This is a genomic window from Pseudomonas sp. 1121_17, assembly GCF_052850745.1.
Genome location: NZ_VXCX01000003.1, coordinates 400,276 through 423,452, shown reverse-complemented (window position 1 = coordinate 423,452; position 23,177 = coordinate 400,276). Strand labels below are relative to the sequence as shown.

Genomic DNA, 23,177 nt, shown 5'->3' with positions numbered 1-23,177 from the left:
CTGCTATGTTCTCAACGGCTCAGAATCACTTCTTCTGCTTTGGCACCCGCACCAACTCCGTCTGCGAATAGATGTCGTGCCAGCCGCGTTTGCGTTTGTCGAACAATGCCCAGACAAAGCCCAGGCCCAGGCATAGCCATGACGCAATCGACACGACAAAACGCAACAGCGCCTGCCACAGGCTGATGGCGCTGCCGTCGGGGTTCTGTACTCGTACGCCCCATACCTGCATGCCCAGGGTCTGGCCGCCGTGGGTCCAGAATTTGGCGAAGAAACCGAACAGCGCGAACAGCAGTACCGTCGACAGCAGCGGGTCGCCATCCAGCGCGCCGGCGTCGGTGAGGGTGCGCATGCGCTCCTGGCCAATGATCGACATCTGGATCAGCTTGTACGCCCCGGCGGTGACGATCAGCAGTGCCGTGCACAGCAGAAAGTCGTAGAACATCGCCGCCAGTCGGCGCCCGAGGCCGGCGGGTGGGAACTCGCCTTGGGGGTGCAGGGTGTGCTTGGGCATGCAGGCAACTCGTCAGGCCAAAAGCGCATTCTATGAAATTGCAGGCGCAAAAAAGCCCCCGCATGTCAATGCGGGGGCTTTTTTATATCAGTTGTCAGGCGATTACTTGCACTTCATCAGCCTGCAGGCCTTTTTGACCCTGAGTTGCCACGAAGCTGACCTTCTGGCCTTCTTTCAAGGTCTTGAAGCCGTCGCCCTGGATTGCGCGAAAGTGCACGAACAAGTCCGCGCCGCTTTCCGGGGTGATGAAGCCGTAGCCTTTTTCATCGTTGAACCATTTGACGGTACCGTTCTGACGCTGAGCCATTGTCTTGTTTCCCATGAATCTTCTAGAGGGTGATAACCGCGCACTGCTGTTGCAGGCAGTCGGCAAAATTACGCTGTAGTGCAGGAAACCAAGCGTCGTCGAACGGGTTGTAGCGGACCGCGGCTACTGGCCCAAGTCACGATCAATTGCGACCCATGCAAACACAGTGGGCTGAATGTACGCCAACTTTTGCGACCATGACAAGCCCTCGCATAACACCCAATAACAGGATCTCAGGCGCACTGTTTAATAGTGCTCCAGATACCATGGCGCCTGGGCTGGCGCCATTTTCAAAAAGTTATCGAACAGGTTCGAAATCGAATAAGCAGGCCGGCTTAGCCGCGGTAGTAACGTGGCGCAACAAAAGGCATCTTGCTGACTTTCAACGGCACGTTCTTACCCCGCACTACCGCATTCAGGGGAGTGTCGAGTGCGGTGTGGGCGAGGTCCACGTAGCCCATCGCAAGCGGTGCTCCCAGGGTCGGACCGAAGCCGCCGCTGCAGACCTTGCCGACTACCCTGCCGGAGGCATCGACAATCTCGGCGCCCTCACGCACCGGAGTCCGTTCCTGCGGCAGCAAACCGACCCGTTTACGCGCCACGCCCTGGTGCTGTTGGGCGAAGATCTGCTCGGCACCGGGGAAGCCACCGGCACGTTCGCCGTCGGCGCGGCGTACCTTGGATATGGCCCAGAGCAGGCTGGCCTCGATCGGTGTGGTCGTGCTGTCCATGTCATGCCCATACAGGCACAGGCCGGCTTCCAGGCGCAGCGAGTCCCGCGCGCCAAGGCCGATGGCCTGCACTTCAGGCTCTTGCAGCAGGCGCCGGGCCAGCAGCTCTGCACCTTCGGCCGGTACCGAAATCTCGTAACCATCTTCGCCGGTGTAACCCGAGCGGCTGACGTAGCAGTCCAGACCGAGCAACTTGACTGCACGGAACTGCATGAAGGTCATGCTCGCTACCTCTGGCGCCAGGCGCGCCAGCACCGTTACCGCGGCCGGGCCTTGCAGGGCTAGGAGCGCACGCTCGGTAAACAGCGGCTGGATCTCGCACTGGCCTTCGAGGTGTTGGCGCAGGTGCGCCAGGTCCTGCTCCTTGCAGGCAGCATTGACCACCAGCAGCAACTCATCGTTGCCCAGGTTGGCCACCATCAAGTCATCCAGAATGCCGCCAGCGTCGTTGGTGAACATCGCATAACGCTGCATGCCGACTGGTAGGTCGATGATGTCGACCGGTACCAGGGTTTCCAGCGCCTGCGCCGCAGCGCTGCCGCTGAGGCGGATCTGGCCCATGTGCGAGACGTCGAACAAACCGGCCTGGGCGCGGGTGTGCTGGTGTTCCTTGAGCACGCCGAGCGGGTACTGCACCGGCATGTCATAACCGGCGAACGGCACCATGCGCGCGCCCAGTTCCAGGTGCAGCGCGTGCAGCGGGGTCTTGTGCAGCTGTACTTCGGACATCGGTGACTCCTTGAGAGTGGTTCAGATCAACATTCGATGATGTTGACGGCCAGACCGCCGCGGGCGGTCTCCTTGTATTTGCTTTTCATGTCGGCGCCGGTCTGGCGCATGGTGCGGATCACCTTGTCGAGCGAGACGAAGTGCTGGCCATCGCCGCGCAAGGCCATGCGCACGGCATTGATCGCCTTGACCGAGCCCATCGCGTTGCGCTCGATGCACGGCACCTGGACCAGCCCCCCAATCGGGTCGCAGGTCAGCCCGAGGTTGTGCTCCATGCCGATTTCGGCGGCGTTCTCGACTTGCTGGGCAGTGCCGCCCATGACCTCGCACAGCGCCCCGGCAGCCATCGAACAGGCTACGCCGACCTCGCCCTGACAGCCGACTTCGGCGCCGGAAATCGACGCGTTTTCCTTGTACAGAATGCCGATCGCTGCGGCGGTCAGCAGGAATCGCACCACGCCGTCCTCGTTGGCACCGGGCACAAAGCGCATGTAGTAGTGCAGCACGGCCGGGATGATCCCGGCGGCACCGTTGGTGGGCGCTGTGACCACGCGCCCGCCGTTGGCGTTTTCTTCGTTGACCGCCAGTGCATACAGGTTGACCCAGTCGAGCACCGACAAGGCATCGCGCAGGCTGGCTTCCGGGTGCTGGCTGAGCTGTCGGTACAGCGCCGGCGCACGGCGTTTGACCTTGAGTCCTCCAGGCAAGATGCCTTCGTGCTGGCAGCCGGCACTGACGCAGTCCTGCATGACCTGCCAGATCCGCAGCAGGCCGTCCCGGGTTTCCTGTTCTGGTCGCCAGGCCGCTTCGTTGGCCAGCATCACCTGGCTGAACGAAAGCTGCTGCGCGCTGCAATGGCCGAGCAACTGTTTGCCGGTGGTGAACGGGTAGGCCAGGACGGTGCGGTCTTCGACGATGCGATCGTGTCCGGCCGCTTCTTCATCGACCACGAAGCCGCCGCCAACCGAGTAATACTCGCGGCTGCGCAACTGCAAACCGGCCTCGTCGAAGGCGCGAAAGATCATGCCGTTGGGGTGATAGTCGAGCGGCTTGCGGATCATCGCCAGGTGCTGCTTTTCGTTGAAGGCGATTTCGTGCTCACCGAGCAGGCACAGCCGGCCACTGCTGCGAATAGCCTGCAGGCGCGGGGCGATGCTGTCGGTATCGACGCTGTCGGGCTGGGCGCCTTCAAGGCCGAGCAGCACCGCCTTGTCGCTGCCGTGGCCCTTGCCGGTGGCACCGAGCGAGCCATACAGCTCGGCCTTGACGCTGGCCGTCTGGCTCAGCAGGCCGTCGCGGCGCAGGCCTTCGGCGAAGCGCGCGGCCGCGCGCATCGGCCCAACCGTGTGTGAGCTGGAGGGGCCGATGCCAATTTTGAACAGGTCGAACACGCTCAGGGACATGGATTGCTCCTCGGAACAGGCCTGGCTGTCGGGTGCGCCCGCCTCCAGTGGAGGCGGGCGAGGCGGCTATCAGACGTCCTGATAGCTCTCGATCGACGGGCAGGCGCAGATCAGGTTGCGATCACCAAACACGTTGTCGACCCGACCCACTGGTGGCCAGTACTTGGCTTCAACCAGGCTTGGCAGCGGATACACCGCCTGCTCGCGGCTGTAGCCGTGGGCCCATTCCCCGACCAGCTCGGCAGCGGTGTGCGGGGCGTTCTTCAGCGGGTTGTCATCCTTGTCCAGATAGCCGTTTTCGACGGCGCGGATCTCTTCGCGAATCTTGATCATGGCATCGCAGAAGCGGTCCAGTTCTTCCCGCGATTCACTCTCGGTCGGCTCGATCATCAACGTGCCGGCCACCGGGAACGACATGGTCGGGGCGTGGAAGCCGTAGTCGATCAGGCGCTTGGCCACGTCATCGACGCTGATGCCGCTGCTGTCCTTGAGCGGGCGCAGGTCAAGAATGCACTCGTGCGCCACCAGGCCATTGCTGCCGGTGTACAACACAGGATAGTGCTCTTCCAGGCGGCGGGCGATGTAGTTGGCGTTGAGGATGGCCATCTGCGAGGCGCGGGTCAGGCCAGCGCCACCCATCATGCGGATGTACATCCAGGTGATCGGCAGGATGCTGGCGCTGCCGAACGGCGCGGCGCAGACCGCACCGGTGGTGTTTTCCAGCGCCGCGTGGCCGGGCAGGAACGGCGCCAGGTGTGATTTGACGCCAATCGGGCCGACACCCGGGCCGCCACCGCCGTGGGGGATGCAGAAGGTCTTGTGCAGGTTCAGGTGCGAGACGTCGCCACCGAACTTGCCCGGCGCGCACAGGCCGACCATGGCGTTCATGTTGGCGCCGTCGATGTAAACCTGGCCGCCGTTGTCATGGATGATCGCGCAGATTTCGCCGATGGCTTCCTCGAACACGCCATGGGTGGACGGGTAGGTGATCATGATCGCTGCCAGCTGCTCGCGGTGCTCGACGGCCTTGGCGCGCAGGTCGGCGATGTCGACGTTGCCGCGCGCATCGCAGGCGGTCACTACCACACGCATACCTGCCATGTGCGCGGTAGCCGGGTTGGTGCCGTGTGCCGACGACGGGATCAGGCAGATATTGCGGTGCGCGTCACCACGGCTGCGGTGGTAGGCACGGATCGCCAGCAAGCCGGCGTACTCGCCCTGGGAGCCGGCGTTGGGTTGCAGCGACACCGCGTCATAGCCGGTGGCAGCGCAGAGCATCGCCTCCAGCTCGTTGGTCATCTGCAGGTAGCCCTGGCTTTGCTCGGCGGGGGCGAACGGGTGCAGGTTGCCGAACTCGGCCCAGGTTACCGGGATCATTTCGCTGGCGGCGTTGAGCTTCATGGTACAGGAGCCCAGCGGGATCATGCTGCGGTCCAGCGCCAGGTCCTTGTCCGCCAGCTTGCGCAGGTAGCGCATCAGCTCGGTTTCGCTGTGGTAGCGGTTGAACACCGGGTGTTCGAGGATCGCCGACTGCCGACGCAGCGCTGCTGGCAGGCGAGACTCATCAGCCGCAGCCAGGGCGGCGAAGTCAGGCAGCGACCGCTCGCCGGCAAATAGCTGCCAGAGCGCTTCGACGTCAGCCTGAGTGCTGGTTTCATCTAGCGACAGGCCCAGCTGCTCGGCGTCGATCTGGCGCAGGTTGATGCGCTGCTCGCGGGCCTTTTGGTGCAGGGCGGCGGTGGTTGCGCCTGTGGCCAGGGTCAGCGTGTCGAAATACGCCTGGGTCTGCAGGGTGACGCCCAGTTGCTCCAGGCCAGCGGCGAGAATTGCGGTGAGCGCGTGAGTACGCTCGGCGATGCGCTTGAGGCCAGCCGGGCCGTGGTAAACGGCGTACATGCCGGCGATGTTGGCCAGCAGGACTTGCGCGGTGCAGATGTTGCTGGTGGCCTTCTCGCGGCGGATATGTTGCTCGCGGGTCTGCATGGCCAGGCGCAGGGCGGTCTTGCCGAAGCGGTCAATCGACACGCCGACCAGGCGGCCTGGCATATCGCGTTTGAATGCATCGCGGGTGGCGAAGTAGGCCGCATGCGGGCCGCCGAAGCCCAGCGGCACGCCGAAGCGCTGCGCGCTGCCGATGGCCACGTCGGCTTCGAACTCACCGGGTGGGGTCAGCAAGGTCAGCGCCAGCAGGTCAGCAGCCACCGCGACCAGGGCGTTGCCGGCGTGCAGGCGCTGGACCAGTTCGCGGTAGTCGAACACATCGCCATTGCTGGCCGGGTATTGCAGCAGCGCGCCGAAGAAGCGGCTGGTGTCATCCAGCGTGCGCTCGTCACCGATCACCACTTCGATGCCCAACGGCTCGGCACGGGTGCGCAGTACGTCGAGGGTCTGCGGGTGGCAATGCTGCGAAGCGAAGAAGCTGTGGCTGGCCTTGTTTTTCGACAGGCGCTTGCAGAAGGTCATGGCTTCGGCGGCGGCGGTGGCTTCGTCGAGCAGCGAGGCGTTGGCGATCGGCAGTCCGGTCAGGTCACTGATCATGGTCTGGAAGTTCAGCAGGGCTTCCAGGCGACCTTGGGAGATCTCTGGCTGGTAAGGCGTGTAGGCGGTGTACCAGGCCGGGTTTTCCAGCAGGTTGCGCAGGATCGGGGCAGGCGTGTGGGTGTTGTAGTAGCCCTGGCCGATCAGGCTTTTGAACAGCTGGTTCTTGCCAGCGATGGCTTTCAGCGCGGCAAGCGCCTCGGCTTCACTCTGGCCGTCGCTGCTGCCGAGCACGCTGGTGCCCTTGATGCTGTCGGGGATCACCGCGGCGCTCATGGCGTCGAGGCTGTCAAAACCCAACTTGGCGAGCATGCTCTGCTCGTCAGCGGTGCGCGGGCCGATATGGCGGGCGATGAATTCGTTGGCAGTGCCGAGGTTACTGGTCATGGTCGGTCCTCAAGCGTCAGCGTTGGCTTTGATCAGGCGGTCGTAGGCATCCTGGTCAAGCAGTTTAGCCACGGCGTCGGCATCGGCCGGCTGGAAGCGGAAAAACCAGCCTGCGCCCAACGGGTCTTCGTTGACCAGTTCAGGGTTGTCAGCCAGTTGCTGATTGACCTCGAGCACTTCACCGGTCAGCGGCATGTACACGCCACTGGCGGCTTTCACTGATTCCACGGTGGAGGCTTCTGCGCCTTGCTCGTAGTGCTGCAGCTCAGGCAGTTGCACGTACACCACGTCACCCAAGGCGTTCTGGGCAAAGGCGGTGATGCCTACGGTGACGCTGCCGTCGGCTTCGCTGCGCAGCCATTCGTGATCTTCAGTGAAACGCAATTCGCTCATGGGGATTCCTCAAAGAAACAGGGCGTTGGCGCGGTCGTCCGCGCTCTTGGGTTGAGGATTGGTTAGCAATAACGTTGCCAGTTATAAAATTACTATTTAATTCAGTGGCTTATGTTTATTTCGGAACAACGAGTGTTAAACATTGTAATGATTTCGATACGGGTGAAGCGGTGTAAAAATGCTTAGGTGTATCAAACCCTTGCATAGGGAGGGCTTTCGCAGGCTGGAATGTATTCGATACGATGTATCGAAATCGCTACGTGAGTTTTGCTTGTTGCCCGACCACGTCAACGGGACGCGCTGGAAAGTCACGCCGCATTCACTTCCTTGCAAAATTGTAATGTTGCCGCCACCGCGCTGATAGCTGCCATTCATTAGCGTGCCTGCACTTGATTCAACAGGGCTTGGCGGCGGCCGCAGGGTGCTTGCCAGGTTTCAGTGAAATGTGTGCAGAGGACCCTTACCGTGCCCCGGTTCAACCGTTCCACCTTGATCAGCAGGCCAGCCTGGGCGTGCCGGCTGCTGGCTGTCTGCGCCCTGCTCGGCGCCGGCCTGGCCGCGCCGGCACTGGCCCAGGGCCTGAGTTTGACCCAGGCCCTGGCCCAGGCCATGGCGGCCAACCCGCAGTTGGCAGCTGCCCGGCAGGAAATCGGGATCGCTCAAGGTGCGCGTGACCAGGCTGGGGTCATGCCCAACCCTGAGCTGTCTTACGAGGTTGAAGACACTGACCGCAACAGCAGCACGACCACGATCACGCTCAGCCAGGCGCTGGAGCTGGGTGGCAAGCGTGGTGCGCGCATCGAAGCTGCCAGCTACGGCCAGAGCGTCGCCCAGCTGGAGCTGGCGCGTCAGGTCAACAGTCTGCGCGCCGATGTTGTGCAGGCCTTTCATGCCGCGCTGCGCGCGCAGGTCGGGGTCGATCTGGCGCGCCAGTCGCAGCAGCTCGGCGAACGCGGCCTGAAGGTTGTCGATGGCCGGGTGCGGGCGGGCAAGTCGTCGCCGGTCGAGGCGACCCGCGCCCAGGTCGAGCTGGCCGAAGCGCGCCTGCAGTTGCGCCGTGCTGAAACCGAACAGGCCATGGCTTACCAGAACCTGGCCCTGATCAGCGGCAGCGCCACTGCCGATGTTCAGCGGCTGGATGCGCCGAGCCTGTCGCCTGGCTTGCCGCCATCCTCCGTCGACCTGCTGGCCCGGCTCGAGCAGACCGCCGAGATGCGCCACGCGTTGGCCGTGATCGACCAGAGCGATGCCGCGCTTGGCTCGGAAAAGGCCCTGCGCGTACCTAACCTCACCGTCAGTGTCGGCAGCCAATACGACCGCGCCGTGCGCGAGCGGGTCAACGTGGTCGGCCTGTCGATGCCGTTGCCGCTGTTCGATCGCAACCAGGGCAACGTGCTCTCGGCGGCGCGCCGCGCCGATCAGGCGCGCGACCAACGCAACGCGGTCGAGCAGCGCCTGCGCAGTGAAACCCAGACCGCGCTGCTGCAATGGACCCGCGCAATGCACGAGGTCGAGACCTACGAGCAGACCATTCTACCGGCAGCCCAGCAGGCGCTCGACAGCGCCACTCGCGGTTTCGAAATGGGCAAGTTCGGCTTTATCGAAGTGCTCGATGCCCAGCACACCTTGATCACCGCACGCGGCCAGTATCTCGACTCGCTGGGCGCCGCCAGTGCTGCCCGGGCGCAAGTGGAACGGATCTACGGCGACCTTGATGGTGCCGTTGCCGCGCGTTGAGCGGCCAGACGCTTTATTCGGTACCTGGCGGCTGAGCCCGTCACTGCCCACGATCAGCAGGAGTAGCAATGAACAACACACGCAAGATCGCCCTCGCGGTGGCCGCCGTGGCCGCCCTCGGCCTGGGCAGCCTGCTCTGGAGCTCGAATGCCGAGCAGCACGCCGATGCCCATGGCAAGGATGACGATCATGGCCATGCCGAGACGCAGGCGACGCCAGCCAAAAACTCAGGCGAGGATGATCACGACCACCTAGAGGGCGCTGAAGACGAGCACGCCGAAGCAGGCCATGGAGAAGAGGAGGGCAAGCTGACTCTCAGTGCCGAGCAGATCAAGGCGGCGGGCATCGTCCTCGCCCTTGCGGGGCCACGCCAGCTCGGCACCGTGGTGAGCTTCCCTGGGGAGATTCGCTTTGACGAAGACCGCACCGCGCACGTGGTGCCACGGGTGCCTGGCGTGGTCGAAAGCGTGCACGCCAATCTCGGCCAGGCGGTGCGCAAGGGCCAGGTGCTGGCGGTGATCGCCAGCCAGCAGATCTCCGACCTGCGCAGCGAACAGCAGGCCGCCCAGCGCCGGCTCGAGCTGGCCCGGCTGACCTTCACCCGCGAACAACAGTTGTGGCAGGACAAGATTTCTGCCGAGCTGGACTACCTGCAGGCCCGCCAGGCCCTGCAGGAGGCTGAGATTGCCCAGGCCAATGCCCGCCAGAAAATCGCCGCAATCGGCTCTGCCATCGGGGCCGCCGGCGGCAACCGCTACGAACTGCGAGCACCGTTCGATGCAATGGTGGTGGAGAAGCACCTGAGCGTCGGCGAAGTGGTCAGCGAGGCCACCAACGCGTTCATCCTGTCGGACCTCAGCCAGGTCTGGGCGACGTTTGCGGTGCCGCCCAGTGACTTGAACAAGGTCACCACCGGCCGCGCGGTCAAGGTGTCCTCGCCAGACATGAATGCCGAAGTCGACGGCAAGGTCGGCTATGTCGGCAGCCTGCTCGGTGAGCAGAACCGCGCGGCAACCGTGCGCGTCACCCTGACCAATCCCGAGGGGGCCTGGCGCCCAGGCCTGTTCGTAAATATCGCGGTGACGGCGCAGTCGGCCCAGGTCGCCGTGGCCGTGCCCGAGTCGGCTGTACAAACCCTCGAAGCACAGCCTGCGGTATTCGTGCGCAGCGTCGACGGCTTCGAGGCGCACCCGGTCAGCCTTGGTCGGCGTGACGGCGGTTACGTGGAGATAACCACGGGCCTGCAAGCCGGTGTCGAGGTCGCTGCCAGTGGCAGTTTCACGCTCAAGTCGGAGCTGGGCAAGGCCACTGCCGAGCACAGCCACTGATGCGCCGCGAAAGGAAGATTGCCCATGTTTGAACGTCTTATCAGATTCGCCATCGAGCAGCGCATCGTGGTCATGATCGCAGTGCTGATCATGGCTGCGGTCGGGGTCTACAGCTACCAGAAGCTGCCCATCGATGCGGTCCCGGATATCACCAACGTCCAGGTCCAGATCAACACCGCCGCACCAGGTTATTCACCGCTGGAAACCGAGCAGCGCATCACCTTTGCCGTGGAAACGGCCATGGCCGGCCTGCCGGGGCTGCTGCAGACCCGCTCGCTGTCGCGCTCGGGCCTGTCGCAGGTCACGGTGATTTTCAAGGACGGCACCGACATCTTCTTCGCCAGGCAGTTGGTCAACGAGCGTCTGCAGGTGGCCAAGGCGCAATTGCCGCAAGGCGTCGAGGCGATCATGGGCCCGGTATCGACCGGGCTCGGCGAGATTTTCCTGTGGACCGTCGAGACCGAGCCTGGCGCGCTGAAGGAAGACGGTACGCCCTACACCCCGACCGACCTGCGGGTGATCCAGGACTGGATCATCAAGCCGCAGTTGCGCAACGTGCCCGGGGTTGCCGAAATCAACACCATTGGCGGCTACGCCAAGCAGTACCAGATTGCGCCCGATCCCAAGCGCCTGGCTGCCTACAAGCTGACCTTGAATGATTTGCTGACTGCCCTGGAAAGCAACAACGGCAACGTTGGCGCCGGCTACATCGAGCGCAGTGGCGAGCAATTGTTGATCCGCGCACCTGGCCAGGTGGGCACTGTCGATGACATCGCCAACATCGTCATCAGCAGCGTTGGCGGCGCACCGATCCGCGTCAGCAATGTCGCCGAAGTCAGCATCGGCAAGGAGCTGCGCTCCGGCGCTGCCACCGAGAACGGCCGTGAGGTGGTGCTCGGCACCGTGTTCATGCTGATCAACGAGAACAGCCGCAGTGTGTCGCAAGCGGTTGCCAGCAAGCTCGCCGAGATCGACCGCACGCTGCCCAAGGGCGTGGTGGCGGTCACCGTCTATGACCGCACCAATCTGGTCGAAAAAGCCATTGCCACGGTCAAGAAGAACCTGATCGAAGGGGCGATTCTGGTCATCGTGATTCTGTTCCTGTTCCTCGGCAATATCCGCGCGGCGTTGATCACGGCGATGGTGATCCCGCTGTCGATGCTGTTCACCTTCACCGGCATGTTCAACAACAAGGTCAGCGCCAACCTGATGAGCCTGGGCGCACTGGACTTCGGCATCATTGTCGACGGCGCGGTGGTGATCGTGGAAAACGCCATCCGGCGTCTGGCCCATGCCCAGCACAAGCACGGGCGCATGCTGAGCAAGACCGAGCGTTTCCATGAGGTGTTCGCGGCGGCCCGCGAGGCGCGCCGGCCGTTGATCTTCGGTCAGTTGATCATCATGGTGGTGTACCTGCCGATCTTTGCCCTCACCGGGGTCGAGGGCAAGATGTTCCACCCGATGGCGTTCACCGTGGTGCTGGCGCTGCTCGGCGCGATGATCCTGTCGGTGACGTTCGTGCCTGCCGCAATTGCCATGTTCGTCACCGGCAAGGTCAAGGAAGAGGAAGGCGTGGTCATGCGCACCGCGCGCCAGGGCTACCAGCCGGTGCTGCGCTGGGTGCTGGAGCATCGCCGGTTTGCCTTCGCCGGGGCATTCATCTTGGTACTGCTCAGCGGCGTGCTGGCGACGCGCATGGGCAGCGAGTTCATCCCCAGCCTGAGCGAGGGCGATCTGGCCTTGCAGGCGTTGCGGGTGCCGGGCACCAGCCTGACCCAGTCGGTCGACATGCAGCAGCGTCTGGAAAAAGCCATCATCGAGCAGGTCCCAGAGGTGGAACGGATATTTGCCCGTACCGGCACCGCCGAGATCGCCTCCGACCCGATGCCACCGAACATCTCCGATGCCTACATCATGCTCAAGCCGCAGAGTCAGTGGCCTGACCCGAGCCTGTCGCGGGAGGCATTGATCGCCCGGGTGCAGAAGGCAGCCGCCAGCGTGCCGGGCAGCAACTATGAGCTATCGCAGCCGATTCAGTTGCGTTTCAACGAGCTGATCTCCGGTGTTCGCAGTGATGTTGCGGTCAAGATTTTCGGCGATGACATGGATGTGCTCAACCGCACTGCGGCCAAGATCGCCACGGCGTTGCAGGGCGTGCCAGGTGCGTCCGAGGTCAAGGTCGAACAGACCACCGGCTTGCCGGTACTGACCATCAATATCGACCGTGACAAGGCCGCACGTTATGGCCTGAGCATGGGCGCTGTGCAGGACGCCATCGCCATCGCGGTAGGTGGCCGTGAGGCTGGCACCTTGTATGAAGGCGACCGCCGTTTCGACATGGTGGTGCGCCTCTCGGAGACCTTGCGCACCGACGTTGCCGGGCTGTCCAGCCTGTTGATCCCGGTGCCGGCAAGCGCCGCCAGCGGGGCCCAGCAGATTGGCTTCATCGCCTTGTCGCAGGTGGCCAGCCTGGACCTGCAGTTGGGGCCCAACCAGATCAGCCGCGAGAACGGCAAGCGCCTGGTGGTGGTCAGCGCCAACGTGCGCGAGCGTGACCTTGGCTCGTTCGTTGCGCAGGCCAGCGAGACCCTGGCCAGCACGGTCGCCATCCCGGCAGGTTACTGGACCAGCTGGGGCGGCCAGTTCGAGCAGTTGCAGTCGGCGGCCAAGCGGCTGCAGATCGTGGTGCCGGTGGCTTTGCTGTTGGTCATGACCTTGCTGTTCTTGATGTTCAACAACCTCAAGGACGGCTTGCTGGTGTTCACCGGGATTCCCTTTGCCCTGACCGGCGGGGTGGTGGCACTGTGGCTGCGTGATATCCCGCTGTCGATCTCGGCTGGGGTGGGCTTTATTGCCTTGTCCGGGGTCGCGGTGCTCAACGGGCTGGTGATGATCGCGTTCATCCGTGGGCTGCGCGAAGAGGGTCGCAGTGTCAGGCTGGCCGTGGATGAAGGTGCGCTGACCCGGTTGCGACCGGTGTTGATGACGGCGCTGGTGGCGTCGCTCGGCTTCATCCCGATGGCCTTGGCCACCGGCACCGGCGCTGAGGTGCAACGGCCGTTGGCGACCGTGGTGATTGGCGGGATTCTGTCGTCTACGGCGTTGACGCTGCTGGTGTTGCCGGCGCTGTATCACTGGGTGCATCGGCGTGATGATGAGGCAGAGAAGACTTGAGGTAGTTACCCACAACAAAAAAACCCACAATGCATATTGTGGGTTTTTTATTGAAGATTGAATAGAGCGGGGCCGCTGCGCGGCCCTTCGCGGGTGAACCCGCTCCCACAGATACAGCGCTGGATTCAGACCTTACGCTGTACCTGTGGGAGCGGGTTCACCCGCGAAGGCCGCGCAGCGGCCCCGTTATTTATATCACTACTTACTTTCAGTGCGCGACTGTTTCGGCTGTTGCGCAACTTGCTGTTTTTCATCCTGGCGCAACGACTTGCTATCCCAAAGTCGTGCCTGCTCAGTACGAAAATCCTGATTGAATTGCTTGACGCGCTGATGCCCGCCTTCAGCATATGCGGTACCGGCCATTCCAATCAGCAGGCTGGCCATGGCCATGCACTTCAGCAGTTTCATAATTAACCTCGCTATCGTCAACCTGCCGGGAATGGCGGTTTCTCTCGCATATAGATTAACCAGGCGAAGTTAACGCGAGGGTGAGTGGGCTATTACAGTTTGGTTAGGTTGGCACGCCCGTAATTGCTCCCGGTAATCGGCGCGCTAACGATTAGTGCGGTGTTAATTGAGTTCAATTTTTGAACTTTCATTACCTGACCATTCGTCTTGCTTTGATAAAAATACGGGCACGATCTTTAACCGGTTTTCTCCCAATAGGTAGATGACGCTGTGCTGCGGTATCGCCCCGCGTCTGACAAAGCCTGACCTAAGCCTGAGGAGAACTTTATGTTCATTCCTAACAAACCCATGGAATGAGGGCAGTGAGGGACGGTGGTGACGGCAGTGCGTCAGTGTCGTTGTCCGAAGTCTAGTTCGATGTGGTCGAGGCGATGAAGCTGTGCACAGCGTCCGATCCTGCCAGCGATTCGATTACCGGTGCCGACCTGGTTCGGGGCTGGTGCAGGGTTCGGATAAATAACAGGAGGTGGAGTGATGTCCAGCATCAGCAGAAAAGTTAAAACGCAACGCAGCAAAGGCGCACAGCCGTTTCTCGAGAGTGCCCTGGCGGAGTTCGAGATGGAGTCACGCATGGCCTGCCGGGCGATGCGCGTGCGGTCGGCCATGACTGTGTTCGGCGTGGGCAGCTTGCTACCCAATGACCTGCCGCGCAGTCAGGCGTTGCCAACCGCAGACGTCGCGGTAGGGCAAACCGTCCACTGATGAACTACGCGCTGAGCGCAATCACTCAATCCATTGCAACGGGAGTCGAAGCTTATGTCCGCTGACCTACTCACGTACTTCTGGATTGCCGTAGCGGCAATCATCCTACTGCTTGACCTGTGGGCCATCGTCAGTGTGTTTCGCAGCGACAAGGCTGACGCCACCAAGATCATGTGGGCGTTGCTGCTGGTCGTCCTGCCGGTAATTGGCCTGGCTATTTGGGGCATTGCCGGGCCACGTGGGATCAAGCGTGGCACGGGCCCCTCATCACCCGACCACAGCAAAGGCTAGGAGAAAAAAGTATGCGCAACCCCGCCGATAAACAACACCAGCAACAAACACCGAGCAAGCCCGCAGGAGAGGCCGAGCGCGACAACGATGCACGCCGGCCAGACGGCTCGACGGGCACTGAGCATGACTCGACCGCGCAGAAAACAGCACGCCAGGAAGACCAGCAGCGCAAGTAAAAATGAAAAAGCGGCGCGCATCTCTCGGGATGCGCGCCGCTTTTTTTGCGGGGTTTACAGGATGGGCTTACCGCCGGTCACGCCATAGCGCGAACCGGAAATGTAGCTGGCCTCATCCGAGCCAAGCAGCACATAGATCGGGGCGACTTCGACCGGCTGGCCAGGGCGGCCCATCGGCGTTTGCGTACCGAATTCGCTGACCTGTTCGAGCGGCATGGTCGCCGGGATCAATGGGGTCCAGATCGGGCCAGGTGCGACGCTGTTTACGCGAATGCCCTTGCTGCCCAGCATCTGCGCCAGGCCTGCGGTGAAGTTGGCGATCGCGCCTTTGGTGGTGGCGTAGGGCAGCAGGGTAGGCTTGGGTGAGTCGGAATTGATCGAACTGGTATTGATGATCGAACTGCCCTTGGCCATCGACGGCAGCGCGCGCTGGCAGATGCGGAACATGGCCGTGATGTTCACGTCGAAGGTCATCACCCACTCGTCATCGGTGATGTCTTCAAGGTTTTCGTGGGACATCTGGAACGCGGCATTGTTGATCAGGATGTCGATGCGGCCAAACTTCTCCACCGTCTTGTCGACAATTTCGTAGCACACCGCCTTGTGCGCCAGATCGCCTGGCAGCAGCAGGCACTGGCGGCCAGCCTGTTCGACCCAGCGGGCAGTTTCCTGGGCGTCTTCGTGTTCATTCAGATAAGCGATGGCAACGTCGGCGCCTTCACGGGCATAGGCAATCGCCACGGCGCGGCCGATGCCGCTGTCGCCGCCTGTAATCAGGGCGATCTTGCCCTGCAGGCGGCCACTGCCTTTGTAGCTGTGCTCACCGCAATCAGGGGCCGGTTGCATCTTCTGTTGCTCGCCGGGGACGGCCTGCGGTTGTGTCGGGAACGGCGGGGTCGGGTAATCGCGCATGGTCAGTACTCCTGTTGAGATTGAAGACTCCTGATATTGGAAGGAGCCCATCCGCGGGAGTTGGAGTGCATGCGCGATCAACGCGACCAGTGGTCGAACGCTAGGGTTTGCCTGGAATCCCGTACTTGCGCAGGCGCTGGGCAATCGCGGTGTGCGAGGTGTTCAGGCGTGCCGCGAGCTGCCTGGTCGAGGGGTAGCTGGGGTACAGGCGCTGCAGCAGTTCACGCTCGAAATCGCCGACTGCCTGCTCAAGGCTGGCTACCTCGGTGTCCTGGCCGCGGCGCACCGCGGTGCCGGCGATGTCCAGGTCGCCAATGTCGACCAGGTCGCTGTCGCAGATGGCCGCAGCGCGGAAGATCACGTTCTGTAATTGGCGCACGTTGCCCGGCCACGGGTTGGCCAGCAACGCTGCATGGGTGCCTGGGGCGAGCTGGCAGGTCGGGCGCTGGATCTGCGTGCAGGCCTGCTGCATGAAATAGTGCGCCAGCAGCAGAATATCCTGGCCGCGCTCGCGCAGCGGCGGCACTTGCAGGTTGAGCACGTTGAGGCGGTAGAACAGGTCCTCGCGAAAGCTGCCCTCGCTGACCATGCGTTCGAGGTCACGGTGGGTGGCGCTGATGATGCGCACATCGACCTTGACCTCGCGATCGCCCCCTACCCGGCGAAAGCTGCCGTCGTTGAGAAAACGCAGCAGCTTGGCCTGCAGGTACGGCGACATTTCGCCGATCTCGTCGAGAAACACCGTACCCTGGTTGGCCAGCTCCATCAGCCCCGGCTTGCCACCGCGCTGCGCGCCGGTAAACGCGCCCGGGGCATAGCCGAACAGTTCGCTCTCGGCCAGGCTCTCGGGCAGCGCGGCGCAGTTGAGAGCCAGAAAGGGCGCGCCCTGACGGCTACTCAGGGCGTGGCTTGCGCGGGCCACCAGCTCTTTGCCGGTGCCGGTTTCGCCATGCACCAGTAACGGCGCATCCAGCGCCGCCACGCGCAGGGCACGGGCCTTGAGGGTGCGAATGGCCGGCGAGTCGCCGAGCAACGCATCGAAGCCTTCGGCGTGATCATGGTGCAGCGCCGACAAGCGCTCACCCATACGCTTGGGCGGGTACAGCGTCAGCAGGCCACCGGCATGGGTGATCGGTGTGGCATCCAGGAGCAGGCTGTGGCCGTCGAACTGCATCTCGCGCATCGGCAGGTGGAAGTTGTTGTCCAGCAGCGCCTGCAGCAGGGCCGGGTCCTTGAACAGCTCGCCAACCGAACGCCCGGCCGACTCGCGCCCGCACAGGGCGATCAGCGCCGGGTTGGCCAGCAACACCTTGCCGGCGCTGTCGACGGCCAGCACCGGGTCGCTCATGGCTGCCAGCAAGGCATCCAGCTGCAGGTGGCGGCGCTGGCCGGGGAGGATGTCGACCACTTCCACCGATTGCACGCCGCGCACTTCCAGCAGGGCATCGTGCAGTTCTTCGAGCACCGCCGGGCTGAGGGTCGGGGCGTCGATGTAGACGTTGGGCGGGACCATCTCCACGGCGTCCAGGTTGAGATGGCGGGCACCGAGCAGGGCCAGGACTTCCTGGGTGATGCCGACGCGGTCGATGAAGCTGACGTGAATGCGCATGGGGAGCGTACAAGGCTGTGGCCGCAGAGGCGCTCAGTATGCCGCGCCCGCCTCAGGCTTCAAGCCTTGTGCATCAACAAAACTGCCGGCGGTACTGTCGCCGTAAAGGCTATTCCAGGTGCTCAGGCTTGACGCAGTCGCCGGATTTGACCGCAAGCTTCTGGCGGATGTCTTCAAACATCAGGTCATAGATTTTGTGCGACGAGCCCATGCTCTCGAATTTTTTCGGCTGCGGCATGTAGCTCTGGGCCTTGCGCGTGGCGATGCTGAGAAAGCTCGGCAGGACCTGATCCTTGGCCAGAAAGAACGTCTCCTCGACCGGCTTGCCTTCGATGCTGCCGTGCATATGAAACTGGATGCCGGCGCCGTCCTTGGGGTCCGTGGCCACTTCGTAGTTGATGTTGAGGTCGTAGCTGTGATCCTGGTTGTGCAGCGCCATGCGCTCGATATGCACGTGACCTGGCTCGAACTTGGCCATGATAGCTCCTCGCAAAGGTGTGAAAACGGCGGGCGACCGGCACCCGCCAACTGCAATCAACGGTAGCTTATTCCAGGCTTGGCGGTGGACACTCGGGTGCCGGCACTGCCTTTGACGATCTCTTCGATGTCGGCCAGCGAACCAATCACCGCGACCTTGCCGGTGTTGCGGGCGAAGTCGCAGGCAGCCTGCACCTTGGGTCCCATCGAGCCTGCGGCAAAGCCAAGCCGCTCCAGTTCATCCGGGTGAGCCTGGGCAATCGCCTTCTGCGTGGGCTTGTTGAAGTCGACATACGCGGCGTTGACGTCGGTGGCGATGACCAGCAGGTCAGCGTCCAGCTGTTCAGCCAGCAGGGCCGAACACAGGTCCTTGTCTATCACCGCTTCGATGCCTTTGAGCTTGCGGTTGTCATCGTACATGGTGGGGATGCCGCCGCCACCGGCGCAGATCACGATGCTGCGTTTTTCCAGCAACCATTTGATCGGACGGATTTCGAAGATGCGCTTGGGTTTCGGGCTGGCGACTACCCGGCGGAATTTGTCGCCGTCAGGCTTGACCACCCATCCCTTGTCCTTGGCCAGACGCTCGGCGTCCTCCTTGCTGTAGACCGGGCCGATGAACTTGGTCGGGTCCTTGAAGGCCGGGTCGTTGGCGTCGACTTCGACCTGGGTGAGCAGGGTGGCGAACGGCACTTCGAAGTCGAGCAGGTTGCCCAGCTCCTGTTCGATCATGTAGCCGATCATGCCTTCGGTTTCAGCGCCAAGCACGTCCAGCGGGTAGGCTTCGTCCGGCTTGTAGGCCTGGGCCTGCAGCGACAGCAAACCGACCTGTGGGCCGTTGCCGTGGGCGATGACCAGTTCATTGCCGGGGTGGATCTTGGCGATCTGTTCGGTGGCGGTGCGGATGTTGCTTCGCTGATTGTCAGCGGTCAGAGGCTCGCCTCGGCGGAGCAGGGCGTTGCCGCCCAGTGCAACAACGATACGCATGGTCAAGTGTCCTTTGGCAGAGAGGAGCAGACGGCGTGGCCGCTGCGGGTGAACGTGGAAAAGCAGCAATTCACCTCGCAACGGCCACGCCAGCCCAGCGGGTCGGTCAGAGATCAGCCAGGGTCGAGACCAGGATCGCCTTGATCGTGTGCATGCGGTTTTCCGCCTGCTCGAAGGCAATGCAGGCCGGCGACTCGAACACGTCGTCGGTCACTTCGATACCGTTGGCCAGGTGCGGGTACTGCTCGGCGATCTGCTTGCCGACCTTTGTGTCGGAGTTGTGGAACGCCGGCAGACAGTGCATGAACTTGGCCCGCGGGTTGCCGGTGGCCTTCATCAGCTCGGCGTTGACCTGGTACGGCAGCAGTTGCTGAATGCGTTCGCCCCAGGCTTCGACTGGCTCGCCCATCGATACCCAAACGTCGGTATGGACGAAATCGACGCCTTTTACCGCCGCTTTCGGGTCTTCGGTGAGGGTGATGCGCGCGCCGCTTTCTTCGGCGTATTTGTGGCAGCGTTCGACCAGATCATCGTGCGGCCACAGCGCCTTGGGCGCGGCAATGCGCACGTCCATGCCGAGCTTGGCGCCGATCAGCAGCAGCGAGTTGCCCATGTTGTTGCGGGCGTCGCCCAGGTAGGCGTAGCTGATGTCGTGGATCGGCTTGTCGCTGTTTTCGCGCATGGTCAGCACGTCGGCGATCATCTGGGTAGGGTGGTATTCATCGGTCAGGCCGTTGAACACCGGTACCCCGGCAAACTTGGCCAGCTCTTCGACGATCTCCTGCTTGAAACCGCGGTACTCGATGGCGTCGTACATGCGCCCGAGCACCCGTGCGGTGTCCTTCATGCTTTCCTTGTGGCCGATCTGCGACGAATTGGGGTCGATGTAGGTGACATTGGCGCCTTGGTCGTAGGCGGCCACTTCGAACGCGCAGCGGGTGCGGGTCGAGGTCTTTTCGAAGATCAGGGCAATGTTGTTGCCCTTCAGGTGCTGCTGCTCGGTGCCGGTGTACTTGGCGCGCTTGAGGTCGCGGGACAGGTCGAGCAGGTAGCGCAGCTCGCGCGTGGTGTGATGTTCCAGGCTGAGCAGGTTGCGGTTGTGGATGTTGAACGCCATGACAGTTCTCCTTGGATTCGGTGAGGTACCCGGCCGGCGCCTGGTGAGCGCGGCCGGGGTGCTGGCTATTTCAGTAATCGATAGGGTCGCGGATGATCGGGCAGGTCATGCAGTGGCCGCCGCCACGGCCACGGCCGAGTTCGCCGGCACTGATGGTGATGACCTCCACTCCAGCCTTGCGCAGCAGGGTATTGGTATAGGTATTGCGGTCGTAGCCGATGACCACACCAGGCTCGAGCGCGACCACGTTGTTGCCGTCATCCCACTGTTCGCGCTCGGCGGCAAAGGCGTTGCCGCCGGTTTCCACCACGCGCAGCTCTTTCAGGTTGAGCGACTCGGCGACCACTTCGATGAAGCTCTTGTGCTCGCGGCGCACGTCCAGGCCATACGGCTTGCTGCTGTCCTGACGGATCACGAACGGCACAATCTCTTTGACTACTTCCGGGAAGACCGTGACCAGGTCGCGGTCGCAGAAGCTGAACACGGTGTCCAGGTGCATCGCCGCGCGAGATTTTGGCAGGCCGGCGACCACTACTTTTTCTACCGCGCCCTTGGCGAACAGCGACTGCGCCAGTTGGCCGATGGCCTGGCGCGAAGTGCGCTCACCCATGCCGATCAAGACCACGCCGTTGCCGATCGGCATGACGTCGCCGCCTTCCAGGGTGGACTTGCCATGGTCCTGGTCAGGGTCGCCGTACCAGATTTCGAAGTCGGCGCTGGTGAACTGTGGGTGGAACTTGTAGATGGCGGTGGTCAGCAGGGTTTCCTGACGGCGCGCTGGCCAATACATCGGGTTCAGCGTGACGCCGCCGTAGATCCAGCAGGTGGTGTCGCGGGTGAACTGGGTGTTGGGCAGCGGGTCGAGGAGGAAGCTGGAGTGACCGAGGTAGTCGCGGTACATCTTGATCACGCTGGCGCCTTCGCTTTCAGGCAGGTCTTCGCCGGCCACGCCGCCAATCAGAAACTCAGCCAGACGGCGTGGCTCCATGCCTTCGAGCCAGCTGCGCACTTCGTTGGTCAGACCCAGGCCGACGGTATCGGCGGTGATCTTGCGGTCGAGGATCCACTTCAGGGCTTCAGGGACCTGCACGGTCTCGGTCAGCAGGTTGTGCATTTCCAGCACTTCGATGCCGCGCTCGCGCATCTTGGTAACGAAGTCGAAGTGGTCGCGCTTGGCCTGATTGACCCAGATCACATCGTCGAACAGCAGGTCGTCGCAGTTGCTTGGGGTCAGCCGCTGGTGCGCCAGGCCTGGGGAGCAGACCATCACTTTGCGCAGTTTGCCGGCTTCGGAATGCACGCCGTACTTGAGGTTTTCGGTGGACATGGTGATTGCCTCCATAATGCAGATTCGGTGATTAAAGGGTCAGGAAACCGTCATACAGGCCGTAGGCCGCCACCAGCGCGCCGACGACTACCGCCGCGAAGATCAGCTTCTCCATGCTGGTGAAGATCGGTTGCCCCAGTTCACGCTTGGCCTTGGCGAACAGGATCGCCCCAGGCGCATACAGCAGCGCCGACAGCAGCAGGTACTTCATGCCACCGGCATACAGCAGCCAGATCGCGTAGATCAGGGCGATAGCGCCGATCAACAGGTCCTTGCGCCGCTCACCGGGTGCTTGTTCGTAGGTTTCGCCGCGCAGCGCCATGAGAAAGCCGTAGGCCGCCGACCATAGGTAGGGCACCAGGATCATCGAGGTGGCGAGGTAGATCAGCGACAGGTAGGTGCTGGCCGAGAACAGGGTGATGATCAGGAACACCTGCACCATCGCGTTGGTCAGCCAAAGGGCGTTGGTCGGGACATGGTTGGCGTTTTCGCGGCGGAGAAACTCCGGCATGGTGTGGTCCTTGGCCGCCGCGAACATGATCTCGGCGCACAGCAGCACCCACGACAGCAACGCCCCGAGCAGCGAGATGATCAGGCCGACGCTGATCAGCACCGCGCCCCAGTGGCCGACCACATGCTCAAGCACTGCCGCCATCGACGGGTTCTGCAGCTTGGCCAGTTCCGGTTGGGTCATCACGCCCATCGACAGCACGTTGATCAGCACCAGGAACAGCAGCACGGTGATAAAGCCGATTACCGTGGCCTTGCCGACGTCGGCGCGTTTTTCTGCACGCGAGGAGAAGATGCTCGCGCCCTCGATGCCGATGAACACCCACACGGTGACCAGCATCATGTTGCGCACCTGGTTCATCACGCTGCCCAGGTCCGGCGAGCCGACCGCCCAGATGTCGGCGGTGATCACGTCGAGCTTGAACGCGAACAGGCAGATCAGCGCGAACAAGGCCAGCGGCACCACCTTGGCGATGGTCGTCACCAGGTTGATGAAGGCGGCTTCCTTGATCCCGCGCAGCACCAGAAAATGCACGGCCCAGAGCAGGATCGAGGCGCCGATCACCGCCGCCGGCGTGTTGCCTTCGCCAAATACCGGGAAGAAATAACCGAGCGTGCTGAACAACAGCACGAAGTAACCGACGTTGCCCAGCCAGGCACTGATCCAGTAACCCCAGGCTGAGGAAAAGCCCATGTAGTCACCAAATCCAGCCTTGGCGTAGGCATATACCCCACCGTCCAGATCGGGCTTGCGATTGGCCAGGGTCTGGAATACGAACGCCAGGGTCAACATGCCTACTGCGGTAATTGCCCAGCCAATCAATACCGCGCCAACACCGGCACTGGCGGCCATGTTTTGCGGCAGCGAAAAGATCCCGCCACCAATCATCGAGCCGACCACAAGTGCGACCAGTGCGCCGAGTTTAAGTTTTTCGGGAGAATCAGACATTTAACGACTCCGTACCAGGAGAAAGTTGACGTCATGGTAAACCTGACGCCGCCGGCATTCGCTGATGTAGATCAGTTCATGGCAACGTGAGGCCAAGGCCAAACGTGTCTCCTGGAGTGTGCCGACCGCTCTGCTGCAGGCCTTTGCACCGGCAACTCCATGTCAATGTAGAGTAAACACTCTGTTCTGCCTGCGATGTTTCAAACTAGCCGCTTTTACCGGATAGGCAAATTTTCAGCGTAAATAAAAATTATTACTGCAGCAGGCTATAGTTGCCCGGCAGCCTCCCATTGGCGCACAGGATCGCCTATAGACAGTGTTGCTATTAGTGCTATAGCGTTTAATGGCGACAGCGCATATGCAGCGCTATTTATATGGACTCAAAATTGTTGCGTGCAGATGACATCAACC

20 protein-coding genes are annotated in these 23,177 nt (G+C 62.4%); 6 read left to right on the top strand and 14 right to left on the bottom strand.

Going from position 1 to position 23,177, the window contains the following annotated elements; translation table 11 throughout:
* Nucleotides 1–25: 25 nt before the first annotated feature.
* The 6 genes from FW789_RS09505 to gcvH all read right to left on the bottom strand — a co-directional run bounded on the left by FW789_RS09505 (nucleotide 26) and on the right by gcvH (nucleotide 7,002).
* Nucleotides 26–514, bottom strand: coding sequence for an RDD family protein (locus FW789_RS09505; protein WP_103436199.1), 489 nt, complete (start codon nucleotides 512–514; stop codon nucleotides 26–28).
* A 94-nt stretch (nucleotides 515–608) separates the two neighbouring features.
* Nucleotides 609–821, bottom strand: coding sequence for a cold-shock protein (locus FW789_RS09500; RefSeq protein ID WP_101316916.1), 213 nt, complete (start codon nucleotides 819–821; stop codon nucleotides 609–611).
* A gap of 335 nt (nucleotides 822–1,156) precedes the next feature.
* A complete protein-coding gene (gcvT, locus tag FW789_RS09495; protein ID WP_446431369.1) occupies nucleotides 1,157–2,281 on the bottom strand; it encodes a glycine cleavage system aminomethyltransferase GcvT in 1,125 nt (374 codons plus the stop codon).
* A gap of 26 nt (nucleotides 2,282–2,307) precedes the next feature.
* On the bottom strand, nucleotides 2,308–3,684 hold the full coding sequence (locus FW789_RS09490) for an L-serine ammonia-lyase (protein ID WP_186697515.1): 1,377 nt from the start codon (nucleotides 3,682–3,684) through the stop codon (nucleotides 2,308–2,310).
* A 69-nt stretch (nucleotides 3,685–3,753) separates the two neighbouring features.
* Nucleotides 3,754–6,609, bottom strand: a complete 2,856-nt coding sequence (gcvP, locus tag FW789_RS09485) for an aminomethyl-transferring glycine dehydrogenase (RefSeq protein ID WP_411562127.1) — start codon at nucleotides 6,607–6,609, stop codon at nucleotides 3,754–3,756.
* A gap of 9 nt (nucleotides 6,610–6,618) precedes the next feature.
* Nucleotides 6,619–7,002: a glycine cleavage system protein GcvH gene (gene gcvH, locus FW789_RS09480; protein ID WP_101316925.1), complete on the bottom strand. Its 384-nt coding sequence runs from the start codon at nucleotides 7,000–7,002 to the stop codon at nucleotides 6,619–6,621.
* Between the two features lie 519 nt (nucleotides 7,003–7,521).
* On the opposite strand from gcvH, the gene FW789_RS09475 reads away from it, so the two are divergent.
* The 3 genes from FW789_RS09475 (at nucleotide 7,522) to FW789_RS09465 (ending at nucleotide 13,241) form a co-directional block, all read left to right on the top strand.
* The gene (locus FW789_RS09475) at nucleotides 7,522–8,739 is read left to right on the top strand and encodes a TolC family protein (protein ID WP_446431404.1); all 1,218 of its coding nucleotides are present in this window, start codon (nucleotides 7,522–7,524) and stop codon (nucleotides 8,737–8,739) included.
* Nucleotides 8,740–8,807: 68 nt separating this feature from the next.
* Complete coding sequence (locus FW789_RS09470; protein ID WP_446431368.1) at nucleotides 8,808–10,067, top strand: efflux RND transporter periplasmic adaptor subunit; 1,260 nt, start codon at nucleotides 8,808–8,810, stop codon at nucleotides 10,065–10,067.
* Between the two features lie 24 nt (nucleotides 10,068–10,091).
* Nucleotides 10,092–13,241 carry an efflux RND transporter permease subunit gene (locus FW789_RS09465; protein WP_446431367.1) on the top strand — a complete coding sequence of 1,050 codons (3,150 nt, stop codon included), beginning with the start codon at nucleotides 10,092–10,094 and terminating at the stop codon, nucleotides 13,239–13,241.
* A gap of 198 nt (nucleotides 13,242–13,439) precedes the next feature.
* Here the strand turns inward: FW789_RS09465 and FW789_RS09460 are convergent, their stop codons facing one another.
* Entirely contained in the window at nucleotides 13,440–13,649 is a 210-nt protein-coding gene (locus tag FW789_RS09460; protein ID WP_103436207.1) for a hypothetical protein, read from the bottom strand.
* Between the two features lie 534 nt (nucleotides 13,650–14,183).
* Between FW789_RS09460 and FW789_RS09455 the strand changes: the two genes are divergently transcribed.
* Genes FW789_RS09455 through FW789_RS09445 form a run of 3 tightly spaced genes read left to right on the top strand, consistent with a single transcriptional unit; the run spans nucleotide 14,184 to nucleotide 14,878 of the window.
* Nucleotides 14,184–14,411, top strand: a complete 228-nt coding sequence (locus FW789_RS09455; protein WP_103436208.1) for a hypothetical protein — start codon at nucleotides 14,184–14,186, stop codon at nucleotides 14,409–14,411.
* A 54-nt stretch (nucleotides 14,412–14,465) separates the two neighbouring features.
* The gene (locus FW789_RS09450; protein WP_103436209.1) at nucleotides 14,466–14,702 is read left to right on the top strand and encodes a PLD nuclease N-terminal domain-containing protein; all 237 of its coding nucleotides are present in this window, start codon (nucleotides 14,466–14,468) and stop codon (nucleotides 14,700–14,702) included.
* An 11-nt stretch (nucleotides 14,703–14,713) separates the two neighbouring features.
* Nucleotides 14,714–14,878: a hypothetical protein gene (locus FW789_RS09445; protein ID WP_181003773.1), complete on the top strand. Its 165-nt coding sequence runs from the start codon at nucleotides 14,714–14,716 to the stop codon at nucleotides 14,876–14,878.
* A 54-nt stretch (nucleotides 14,879–14,932) separates the two neighbouring features.
* Here FW789_RS09445 and FW789_RS09440 read toward each other — a convergent pair whose 3' ends face one another.
* The 7 genes from FW789_RS09440 to arcD form a co-directional block, all read right to left on the bottom strand.
* Complete coding sequence (locus FW789_RS09440) at nucleotides 14,933–15,790, bottom strand: SDR family oxidoreductase (RefSeq protein WP_411563732.1); 858 nt, start codon at nucleotides 15,788–15,790, stop codon at nucleotides 14,933–14,935.
* Nucleotides 15,791–15,890: 100 nt separating this feature from the next.
* A complete protein-coding gene (locus tag FW789_RS09435) occupies nucleotides 15,891–17,399 on the bottom strand; it encodes a sigma-54-dependent transcriptional regulator (protein ID WP_103436211.1) in 1,509 nt (502 codons plus the stop codon).
* 109 nt (nucleotides 17,400–17,508) lie between these two features.
* Entirely contained in the window at nucleotides 17,509–17,877 is a 369-nt protein-coding gene (locus FW789_RS09430; RefSeq protein ID WP_186697533.1) for a DUF5064 family protein, read from the bottom strand.
* A 56-nt stretch (nucleotides 17,878–17,933) separates the two neighbouring features.
* Nucleotides 17,934–18,863: a carbamate kinase gene (arcC, locus tag FW789_RS09425; protein WP_103436213.1), complete on the bottom strand. Its 930-nt coding sequence runs from the start codon at nucleotides 18,861–18,863 to the stop codon at nucleotides 17,934–17,936.
* A gap of 106 nt (nucleotides 18,864–18,969) precedes the next feature.
* A complete protein-coding gene (locus tag FW789_RS09420) occupies nucleotides 18,970–19,980 on the bottom strand; it encodes an ornithine carbamoyltransferase (RefSeq protein ID WP_101316942.1) in 1,011 nt (336 codons plus the stop codon).
* A 70-nt stretch (nucleotides 19,981–20,050) separates the two neighbouring features.
* Nucleotides 20,051–21,307: an arginine deiminase gene (gene arcA, locus FW789_RS09415; RefSeq protein ID WP_103436214.1), complete on the bottom strand. Its 1,257-nt coding sequence runs from the start codon at nucleotides 21,305–21,307 to the stop codon at nucleotides 20,051–20,053.
* 31 nt (nucleotides 21,308–21,338) lie between these two features.
* Entirely contained in the window at nucleotides 21,339–22,766 is a 1,428-nt protein-coding gene (gene arcD, locus FW789_RS09410; protein WP_103436215.1) for an arginine-ornithine antiporter, read from the bottom strand.
* Nucleotides 22,767–23,177 lie beyond the last annotated feature (411 nt).